The sequence below is a fragment of the Microcystis sp. T1-4 genome (assembly GCF_000297435.1).
Classification (GTDB): Bacteria; Cyanobacteriota; Cyanobacteriia; order Cyanobacteriales; family Microcystaceae; genus Microcystis.
In genome coordinates, this window is record NZ_CAIP01000240.1 from 1 (window position 1) to 8,511 (window position 8,511).

At 42.4% G+C, this 8,511-nt stretch carries 14 protein-coding genes and 1 pseudogene; 9 read left to right on the plus strand and 6 right to left on the minus strand.

Annotated elements, in window-relative coordinates:
* A partial coding sequence (locus tag MICAI_RS14730; protein WP_051011179.1) for an Rpn family recombination-promoting nuclease/putative transposase occupies nt 1–768 on the plus strand: 768 nt, incomplete at its 5' end.
* A gap of 65 nt (nt 769–833) precedes the next feature.
* Here the strand turns inward: MICAI_RS14730 and MICAI_RS14735 are convergent.
* From MICAI_RS14735 to MICAI_RS14750, 4 genes are read right to left on the minus strand one after another with little or no spacing between them, the layout of a single operon-like run.
* Complete coding sequence (locus MICAI_RS14735; protein ID WP_002801130.1) at nt 834–1,022, minus strand: hypothetical protein; 189 nt, start codon at nt 1,020–1,022, stop codon at nt 834–836.
* Nucleotides 1,003–2,181: an LL-diaminopimelate aminotransferase gene (locus tag MICAI_RS14740; RefSeq protein ID WP_008203476.1), complete on the minus strand. Its 1,179-nt coding sequence runs from the start codon at nt 2,179–2,181 to the stop codon at nt 1,003–1,005. The genes MICAI_RS14735 and MICAI_RS14740 overlap by 20 nt, the downstream gene beginning before the upstream one ends.
* A gap of 16 nt (nt 2,182–2,197) precedes the next feature.
* A complete protein-coding gene (locus MICAI_RS14745) occupies nt 2,198–2,560 on the minus strand; it encodes a thioredoxin family protein (RefSeq protein WP_008203477.1) in 363 nt (120 codons plus the stop codon).
* A 45-nt stretch (nt 2,561–2,605) separates the two neighbouring features.
* Nucleotides 2,606–3,484, minus strand: coding sequence for an ABC transporter permease (locus tag MICAI_RS14750; protein WP_008203478.1), 879 nt, complete (start codon nt 3,482–3,484; stop codon nt 2,606–2,608).
* A 198-nt stretch (nt 3,485–3,682) separates the two neighbouring features.
* On the opposite strand from MICAI_RS14750, the gene MICAI_RS14755 reads away from it, so the two are divergent.
* The 4 genes from MICAI_RS14755 to MICAI_RS14770 all read left to right on the plus strand — a co-directional run bounded on the left by MICAI_RS14755 (nt 3,683) and on the right by MICAI_RS14770 (nt 5,833).
* On the plus strand, nt 3,683–3,916 hold the full coding sequence (locus MICAI_RS14755; RefSeq protein WP_002739069.1) for a hypothetical protein: 234 nt from the start codon (nt 3,683–3,685) through the stop codon (nt 3,914–3,916).
* Nucleotides 3,904–4,314, plus strand: a complete 411-nt coding sequence (locus MICAI_RS14760; protein ID WP_002738349.1) for a type II toxin-antitoxin system VapC family toxin — start codon at nt 3,904–3,906, stop codon at nt 4,312–4,314. The genes MICAI_RS14755 and MICAI_RS14760 overlap by 13 nt, the downstream gene beginning before the upstream one ends.
* A gap of 27 nt (nt 4,315–4,341) precedes the next feature.
* Nucleotides 4,342–5,421, plus strand: a complete 1,080-nt coding sequence (cobT, locus tag MICAI_RS14765; protein WP_008203480.1) for a nicotinate mononucleotide-dependent phosphoribosyltransferase CobT — start codon at nt 4,342–4,344, stop codon at nt 5,419–5,421.
* A 118-nt stretch (nt 5,422–5,539) separates the two neighbouring features.
* Nucleotides 5,540–5,833, plus strand: coding sequence for a DUF433 domain-containing protein (locus MICAI_RS14770; RefSeq protein ID WP_008203481.1), 294 nt, complete (start codon nt 5,540–5,542; stop codon nt 5,831–5,833).
* 35 nt (nt 5,834–5,868) lie between these two features.
* Here the strand turns inward: MICAI_RS14770 and MICAI_RS14775 are convergent, their stop codons facing one another.
* Nucleotides 5,869–6,066 carry a type II toxin-antitoxin system HicA family toxin gene (locus MICAI_RS14775; protein WP_002799542.1) on the minus strand — a complete coding sequence of 66 codons (198 nt, stop codon included), beginning with the start codon at nt 6,064–6,066 and terminating at the stop codon, nt 5,869–5,871.
* Nucleotides 6,067–6,312 (minus strand): DUF1902 domain-containing protein, encoded by a 246-nt coding sequence (locus tag MICAI_RS14780; protein ID WP_008203482.1) that lies wholly within the window; start codon nt 6,310–6,312, stop codon nt 6,067–6,069.
* A 356-nt stretch (nt 6,313–6,668) separates the two neighbouring features.
* Here MICAI_RS14780 and MICAI_RS14785 point away from each other — a divergent pair, with 356 nt between their 5' ends.
* The 4 genes and pseudogenes from MICAI_RS14785 to MICAI_RS14800 all read left to right on the plus strand — a co-directional run bounded on the left by MICAI_RS14785 (nt 6,669) and on the right by MICAI_RS14800 (nt 8,201).
* Nucleotides 6,669–6,944, plus strand: a complete 276-nt coding sequence (locus MICAI_RS14785; protein ID WP_008203483.1) for a DUF433 domain-containing protein — start codon at nt 6,669–6,671, stop codon at nt 6,942–6,944.
* A gap of 45 nt (nt 6,945–6,989) precedes the next feature.
* Nucleotides 6,990–7,196 carry a type II toxin-antitoxin system HicB family antitoxin gene (locus MICAI_RS14790; RefSeq protein WP_008203484.1) on the plus strand — a complete coding sequence of 69 codons (207 nt, stop codon included), beginning with the start codon at nt 6,990–6,992 and terminating at the stop codon, nt 7,194–7,196.
* Nucleotides 7,189–7,400, plus strand: a pseudogene (locus tag MICAI_RS14795) (type II toxin-antitoxin system HicA family toxin). Before MICAI_RS14790 ends, MICAI_RS14795 begins: the two are co-directional and overlap by 8 nt.
* Nucleotides 7,401–7,667: 267 nt before the next feature.
* Nucleotides 7,668–8,201, plus strand: a complete 534-nt coding sequence (locus MICAI_RS14800; RefSeq protein WP_008203486.1) for a transposase — start codon at nt 7,668–7,670, stop codon at nt 8,199–8,201.
* Nucleotides 8,202–8,511: the final 310 nt, after the last annotated feature.

Below are 8,511 nucleotides of genomic sequence, written 5' to 3' on the forward strand. Positions count from 1 at the left end.
GCCGAAAACTTCTCCGATGATCTAGCCACTTGGTTATTGGGTTCTCCCCTCCCCTTAACCGTCCTCGACCCGACGGAATTACAATTAGACCCCATTCGTGCCGATTCCCTGATTTTTTTGCAGTCAGAGGAATTAATTCTTCATACCGAGTTTCAAACCGACCCCGACTCCAAAATTCCCTTCCGAATGCTCGATTATCGCATTCGCGTCTATCGTCGTCATCCCCAAAAACAAATGCGTCAAGTGGTAATTTATCTGCGACGCAGTGATTCCCCCCTAGTGCAAGAAAATACTTTCCGTCTGGGGGAAACCTTTCATTCCTTCCAAGTCATCCGTCTTTGGGAAGAAAATACACCACAATTTTTCCATCATCCCGGTTTATTACCCTTTGCCATCCTCAGCAATACCGATGATCCCGAACAGGTGTTAAGTCTGGTGTCCCGTTCTCTAGAAACTATCCCCGAAAAACAGGTGCAAAGCAATCTCGCTGCCGCTACCAGTATTCTCGCCGGGTTAGTATTAAATCGAGAGACGATTAAAAAAATCCTTCGGAGTGACATTATGAGAGAATCTGTCATCTATCAAGATATTTTAGAGGAAGGCGAGGAAAAAGGACTAAAAAAAGGCTTGCAAGCGGGTAAAGAGGAAAAAGCTCGACAAATTGCCCTAAAAATGCTATCTGCTGGGGTTCCTATCTCAGAAATCGCCCGATTTACCGATTTATCCCCCGACGTGATCGAGGAATTACAAAGACAGCAGCACAATTAAAGCTTTTAACCGCAAAGGGTGGCGAATTGGCAAAATTTTGGCTCATCCCCCCACCCCAAGCGCGGTTAACGACGTTTAGCGAGGCGACACACCACTAAACCGCTCCCTAGTATGCCTAGTCCGATAATACTAGAAAGTTTGGGAGTGGACACATTACCAATATCACCCGGAATATCAGCAGCAACAAGGCGAAAGTTATCGATTGCAGCATAACCACTGCTGAGAATATCGGTTTTATCCCAAAAAAGCCCCAATTTTCTCCACGGCAGCCTCTAGAATATCGGGATCGTGAACTAAGGCAAAACGCACATAACCCTCACCACCCTTACCAAAACCGGAACCGGGGGAAACAGCGACACCGGTTTGGGCCACCAATTGCCGACAAAAATCAACGGAATTACCCGGCCAACTGGGGGGAATTTTCGCCCAAACGTACATAGTGGCGGCCGGAGTGGCAACTGGCCAACCGATGCGATTTAGGGCATTAATAAACACATCCCGGCGTTTTTGGAAGATAGCGACGGTTTCCTTGACCGAATCTTGATTACCAGTTAAAGCGGCAATTGCACCGTTGAGTATGCCCAAATACTGATTAAAATCAACCATGGCTTTAATCTGTCGCAAAGCCATAATTAACTGCGGGTTGCCAATGGCGAAACCGATGCGAAAACCGCCCATATTATACGACTTGGAAAAGGTAAAAAACTCGATCGAATTAGTTTTAGCTCGATCGGCCTGTAAAATTGACGGGGGGGGCGATGTTCCCGCAAAAAAGATGTCTAGATAGGGAAAATCGTGGATTAAAACTAAATTATGCTGACGGCAAAAATCAACCGCTTTTTGGAAAAATGCCAAAGGTGCGATCGCTGTAGTGGGATTATGGGGATAACTCAAGACCATCAGCTTCGATTGTGCCAGCACTGCCTCAGGAATGTCCTCTAAAACCGGCAGAAAGTCATTTTTTGCCAAAATTGGCATTCCGTAGATTTGACCGCCAGCAAGGGCAACACCGCCCAAATGGGAGGGATAACCCGGATCGAGGAGCAGGGCAAAATCCCCGGGGTTGAGAAGGGCCAAAGGTAGATGGGCCGTGCCTTCCTGAGAACCAATTAGGGGTAAAACCTCCGTTTCTGGATCGATGGGAACACCAAAGCGATCGCTATACCAGTTAGCGGCAGTTATTCGGAAGTCTCTGGTCCCATTATGGAGTAAATAGCCGTGGGTGTGAGGATCGTGGAGAGATCGCTCTATAGCATCGATAACATGGGGAGCAGCCCCAAGATCGGAGGAACCGAGCGAAAGATCGATAATGATATTACCCGCTTCTCTACTGGCAGCTTTTGCCCGATCCATATCGGCAAAAACGTTGGATTGGAGTGCCTGTAAGCGGTGTGCTAGGGTTAAGTTATTCATAACCACAGATACCTAATTAGCTGACATAGGTATCGATAAAAGATTGTAATTGTTGTTTGCCGATCGCCCCTTCATGAGTGGCAATAATTTCGTTATCTTTAAAGATGCGTAAAGCAGGAACACCTTTCACATCACATTTAGCCACCGAGTTGGGGTTAGGGTCCACCTCTAGTTTAACTACTTTTAGCCGTTCGCCGTAGGTGTTGGCCACCCAATCGATCGAGGGGGATACCAAACGACACGGACCGCACCAACTCGCCCAAAAATAGACTAAAACGGGTTTTTCGACCTCAAAAACCTCTTGGTCAAACTTCTGATCGCTAATGACAGTTACGCTACTCACAGTATTTATTTCCTCACCATCGTTACTGATCATCATAGGGGTTCTGGGTAATTTTCGGCAATTATCCACTTCCACAATTCCTTAAACATGAGGATCGAAGACATCGCGTAAACCATCACCGATAAAATTAATACTTAACACTGTGATCACGATAGCCAGAGCCGGAAAAATGACCAAGTGGGGGGCAGTTGTCAAGTAATCTTTAGCTTTAAATAACATTTGTCCCCAAGTCGGCACATCGGGGGGGAAACCCAAACCCAAAAAACTCAGGGTTGACTCGGTAATAATCGCATTACCCACCGCTAAAGTAGCCGCCACGATGATCATTCCCAAAACATTAGGCAATAAATGCACCCAGATTAAACGGAAAGGAGTGGCCCCCAAAGCAATCGCAGCCGAGACAAACTCCATCTCTCGTAATTTTAAAAAATTTCCCCGCACCAATCGGGCCACCGACATCCAATTTAAACCCCCGATTACTAAAACCACGAGGATAAAAATACCCGTTTCCGGTCCGGCGATTTTTTTGATGCTATCGCGAAATAGATAGACAATCAGTAAAAGTAGGGGCAATTGGGGCAAAGATAGGAATAAATCCGTTAATCGCATCAATAAGCCATCGATTGCGCCCCCGTAAAACCCGGAAATAGCCCCGATCGCTGTCCCTAGAATAATCGCAACTATCATAGCAGCAATCCCCACCGCTAGGGAAATTCGACCCCCCACCAAAATCCTCGCCAATTGATCCTGGCCCAGATCGTTAGTGCCGAAAAGATGTTTTAAACTAGGGGGAGCAGTGGTTTGACTAAAATCAATGGTATCGATGGGGACCCGATAAAAAATCGGACCGAATAGGACGGCAAGAATAATTATAATTAATGCGATCGCTCCTATTACTGCCAGGGGATCTCGGTAAAAACGTCGCCAAGTATCGATAATTGCAGAAGACAGGGGAGACATAAGCTGTTAAGTGTTTAAATTACTTTTTGAGACGAGGCACTCTTGCATTAGGGGAGATTCCGCTAATCTAAGAATAAACGGTTTAAATGAGTCTTTTTAGTCTGCTGTATTTTAGGTAAAATCTCAAGATGAGTCCCTTTATTGAAGGAACCGTTGTGTTATAGTATAACTCAAGTTCAGAAAATAGAGAGTAAAACTATGACTGTTAAAGAACTTATTCAAACAGCAATTGATAATTTACCTGAAGAACAACTAGATGAACTTTATCAATTAATTAAAAATTTCACCGCCAGCAAAAACAACTTATTAGAAGAAAAACCATCCTTATTCAAACGTCATTTTCCAGTTGAGAATATGGTGGGTAAAGCTAAAATACTAGGTGATATGGTCAGTCCTATTGTAGATGAAGAAGATTGGGAATGTCTGAAGTAATTGTGCTTGATACTCATATTTGGTTGTGGTTAATAAATGGCAATTTTGACAGATTTCCCGAGCATTGGCTAGAAAAATTTGAGTTAGCAGAATCTCTCGGAGTTTCCCCCATTTCTTGCTATGAAATAGCCCTTGCTAACCAACGGGGGAGATTAGAATTAAGTTATCCCCTTCAAGAGTGGATTCAACAAGCTTTAACAGTAGCTAAAATAGATATATTTTCAATTACCCCCGAAATTGCCATTAGAGCCGTTAATTTATCTCCCATTCACAAAGATCCTTTTGACCGTATTATTATGGCTACAGCCCTAGCATACGGGGCAAAACTGGCTAGTATTGATAACTTATTTTCTAAATATGTTGAAATCAAAGATCATCTCATGGAGAGAGGGAAATAGTGATAAGTAAGAGGACAAAATCAACAGATGATTAAAATTTACACGGAAATCGAAGGGGGGCAAAATTGGTTAGAGCGCCATCAAAAATCTTCTCCGATATTTGCCCTAGTTTTGGGGTTTACCGAGACGGGATTAATCCCCGGAATCTCCACCGCCGGTGCTACCCCGGAAGATAGAAAATACACTGCGATCGCCGATGCCGAATTTATCGTTAAAGGAGTTTCACCCCATCCCCGTTATCCCTTACCCCCCCTAACGGTGGGAGCCTCCCCTGCCTATATTACCCGCGCCGTGGTGGAAAAATTAGCCATTCCCGTCCGGGTTTTTAACGCCGGTTTACCCTTGCCCCCGGCCGTCGATTATATCGAACTGGGGGGACAACCGGCCCGTTGTCTCTCCACCGGCCGCGCCCTAGATTTCGACATAGTAAAACACCTGTTCGCCCAAGGACTAACCTGGGGAGAAAAATTAGCCCGGGAGTCTAGTTATCTAATTATCGGCGAGTGTGTGGTCGGTGGCACCACCACCGCCCTCGCCATCCTAACTGGATTGGGTTATCGAGCCAACGGTAAAGTTAACAGTAGCCATCCCCAGTGCAATCATGCTCAGAAACAGGCAATAGTTGAGCAGGGATTAGCCCGAAAAGAAATTTTTGATCCTTTTGAGGTAATCGCCGCCCTAGGCGATCCTCAGCAGATTTTCGTCGCTGGCATGGCCATCGCCGCCAGTGGGCAGGGTGGGGTACTCCTCGCCGGAGGAACCCAAATGTTAGCCGTTTCTGCCCTAATTAAAGCTCTAGTGGCTAAATATGCCTATCCCGTTAACTGGGAAAATATCATCGTCGGCACAACTCGCTGGGTAGCGGAAGATAAAACGGGGGATACGGTGGGATTAGCCCGAATGATCGGAAAAGTGCCTTTATTAGCCACACAATTAAACTTTTCCGCCTCTAAATACCCGGTTTTGCAGGCTTATGAACAAGGTTTCGTCAAGGAAGGAGTCGGTGCGGGGGGATGTGCGATCGCCGCTTATCTGTACCAGAATTGGACTAATCAAGATTTGCTCAAAGCGATCGAAAATTTAATCGGGTTTCAACTAAACTGTTGACTATCTATTTGGGCATCACCTATCGCTGAAACCCTAGATTTTTTATCCGAATGCTTCGCCCCTACCCCTGAACAATAACCTATCGCTGAAATCCTAGATTTTCTAATCAGAGAAAGTTATGTTAACAGAGATCAATATTGGGACTTTTATAAAAAGCGATCCCAAAATTCATGGGGGTTGTCCTATTATTGCGGGAACTGCTGTTACTGTACGAAGAATAGTGATCTGGTATAAGTTAGGATATAGTCCTGAAGAAATTGCCGATGAAATCCCTCATCTTTCTTTGGCACAGGTTTATGATGCTTTGACCTACTATCATACTAACAAAGAAACAATAGAAGCAGAAATTATAGCCGAAGCCGCCGAAGCAGATCGCATTGAAGCATTACATTATTCTTCTTCTTATGAGTAGAATTGGCTTATATATGGATGAGGATTCTACAGCGTTCAAAATGATTTAGATAATCCGGCTTGTTTCAAAACTGCATTGGCAGTATGGCGTGATTTAATAGTATTATCAACTACAAATCTTCTTTCTGTCAGAGGACTATACCAAATTTCATGATCTCCTTTACCTTGACGTTCAAAATAACATCCAGCTGCTGAGAGCAGTTTTTTTAATGCAGGTGTTAAAGAAGTAGCCATCTAAACAGCGCACTCAATTGATTCTTGACGATGACTAATTAGTTCAAAAGTTATCGGTGCTTGAGGTTCAAGAGTAATTAGATGATTGAGTTGTAATAATTCTGGAATCATCTGTCGTAATTTAGCTGTTAAAGCTTCGATGGTATCAGCTTCGGTGACTAATCCAGGAATATCTTCACTCTCTGCTACCCAAACTTGCGCCTCTCGATCCCAAAATGCTTCTACTTGGTACGGTTTTTGATTCATGATGATTTAGTTCAAGTGAGTAGAATTAGCTTATATATTAATCAAGATTATACAGTGCGATCGCTTTTCTGACAATCTTACCACCAATCCCCAACTCTTGATGATTGCCGATGAATCGCTTATAACTGAATTTACCACGCTATGAATGAACAACGCACCCAATACCGTCTAAACTATGATTTTTTTTGATTGTTTGATTGACTAGGATTTTTTTCGGCTATCGTCCCTGTGATAGAATTCTGATAATCTCCCCATTCAATCCCCTACCCCGACCAATGCTTGGGCTATGCTAGAATGGTGATAAAAGCATAGAATCCTATGTAGTTTAATTAGTTGAAACTGAATCGAAGAAAGTTATGTTAACAGAGATCAATATTGGCACTTTCATAAAAAGCGATCCCAAAATTCATGGAGGTTGTCCTATTATCGCGGGAACTGCTGTTACTGTGCGAAGAATAGTGATCTGGTATAAGTTAGGATATAGTCCTGAAGAAATTGCCGATGAAATCCCTCATCTTTCTTTGGCACAAGTTTATGCCGCTCTAACTTACTATCATACTAACAAAGAAACAATAGAAGCAGAAATTATAGCCGAAGCCGCCGAAGCAGATCGCATTGAAGCATTACAATAATAGTTTTGCCCAAATTTTTATTAAGGACGGGATGATCTTAAAAATATGCAATATCAAGTCAATCTCAAGCAATCAGAAGAGGGATATGCTGTTTGGTGTCCTAGTTTACCTGGCTGTGCTTCTCAAGGGATAACTAAAGAAGAAGCACTCAATAATATTCAAGATGCAATTCAGTCTTATTTAGAAGTTGCTGCGGAGTTGAATCAAGGGATCGAATCTTATTATGTAGAAGTTGAATTAAATCATGCCTAGTCTTGCTGTAATTAATCATCAACGAGCAATTAAAGCCTTTGAAAAAGCAGGATTTCAGATTGTTATACAGGGGAAACATATTACCATGACTGATGGAGAAAATATTCTCACTATTCCAAGGCTAATCCAATTAATGCCTATACAATGGGAACAATTACTAAAGGTTCTGGATTAACTATTGAAGAATTTAAAAAACTTTTATAAAACAATCTCAACCTATGAACGAACAACGCACCTAATTCTGTCTAAATTATGATTTTTTTGATTGTTTGATTGACTAGGATTTTTTCGGTTATTATCCCTGTGATACAATTTTGATAATCTCCCCATTAAATCCCTGTAGGGGCGAAGCATTCGGATAGAAAATCTAGGGTTTCAGCGATAAGTTATTGCCCGAATGCTTCGCCCCTACCCCCGAACAATAACCTATCGCTAAAGATAACTGAATTAACCGCCACCATCCGCCACGCTATGAATGAACCCAAAAAACATCGACAATCTATTCGCTTAAAAGGCTATGATTATAGACTTAATGGAGCTTATTATATAACAATTTGTTCTTATCAAAAGCAGTATTTATTTGGTGAAATTGTTGAAGGAAATATGGAGCAGAATTTACTTGGTGATACTATTGAAGCGGTATGGTATAGACTACCTCTAAATTTTAAATTTATTGAACTAGATGCTTTTATTGTCATGCCCAATCATATTCATGGAATTATAGTAATACAAAATTATGATCTGGAAAAGACCGAATACGATTCTCAATATACTCACGGTACAATGCCGGAATCTTTGGGGGCTATTGTGCAGAATTTTAAATCAATTTCTACTCGTAAAATCAATTTTTTATGTGGCGATCGCCTGAAAATTTGGCAGCGCAATTATTATGAACATATCATTCGCAATGAAAATTCTTATCAAAAAATCCGGCAATACATTCTTGATAATCCGCAAAATTGGGAACAAGACGAGAACAATCTGAATAAATTCAAACCAATGTAGGGGCAAATAACCTGTGGGGACAAATAACCTGCGGGGACGAATAACCTGTAGGGGCGAAGCATTTGGGCATAACATATCGCTGAAACCATAAATTTCTTATCCGAATGCTTCGCCCCTACCCCAGACAATAACCTTAGCCTATCATCCCTGTGATACAATTCTGATAATCTCCCCATTAAATCCCTGTACGGGCGAAGCATTTGGGCATAACATATCGCTGAAACCATAAATTTCTTATCCGAATGCTTCGCCCCTACCCCGGGCAATAAACTAATAACCTTCGCCTATTATCCCTGTGATAAAATTACGA

Excerpts from the sequence above, each read along its gene's own strand:
- MICAI_RS14740 (WP_008203476.1), bottom strand. The coding sequence starts at position 2,181 with ATGAATAACTTAACCCTAGCACACCGCTTACAGGCACTCCAATCCAAC.
- MICAI_RS14745 (WP_008203477.1), bottom strand. The coding sequence starts at position 2,560 with ATGATGATCAGTAACGATGGTGAGGAAATAAATACTGTGAGTAGCGTA.
- MICAI_RS14750 (WP_008203478.1), bottom strand. The coding sequence starts at position 3,484 with ATGTCTCCCCTGTCTTCTGCAATTATCGATACTTGGCGACGTTTTTAC.
- MICAI_RS14755 (WP_002739069.1), top strand. The coding sequence starts at position 3,683 with ATGACTGTTAAAGAACTTATTCAAACAGCAATTGATAATTTACCTGAA.
- MICAI_RS14760 (WP_002738349.1), top strand. The coding sequence starts at position 3,904 with ATGTCTGAAGTAATTGTGCTTGATACTCATATTTGGTTGTGGTTAATA.
- cobT (WP_008203480.1), top strand. The coding sequence starts at position 4,342 with ATGATTAAAATTTACACGGAAATCGAAGGGGGGCAAAATTGGTTAGAG.
- MICAI_RS14770 (WP_008203481.1), top strand. The coding sequence starts at position 5,540 with ATGTTAACAGAGATCAATATTGGGACTTTTATAAAAAGCGATCCCAAA.
- MICAI_RS14775 (WP_002799542.1), bottom strand. The coding sequence starts at position 6,066 with ATGGCTACTTCTTTAACACCTGCATTAAAAAAACTGCTCTCAGCAGCT.
- MICAI_RS14780 (WP_008203482.1), bottom strand. The coding sequence starts at position 6,312 with ATGAATCAAAAACCGTACCAAGTAGAAGCATTTTGGGATCGAGAGGCG.
- MICAI_RS14785 (WP_008203483.1), top strand. The coding sequence starts at position 6,669 with ATGTTAACAGAGATCAATATTGGCACTTTCATAAAAAGCGATCCCAAA.
- MICAI_RS14790 (WP_008203484.1), top strand. The coding sequence starts at position 6,990 with ATGCAATATCAAGTCAATCTCAAGCAATCAGAAGAGGGATATGCTGTT.
- MICAI_RS14800 (WP_008203486.1), top strand. The coding sequence starts at position 7,668 with ATGAATGAACCCAAAAAACATCGACAATCTATTCGCTTAAAAGGCTAT.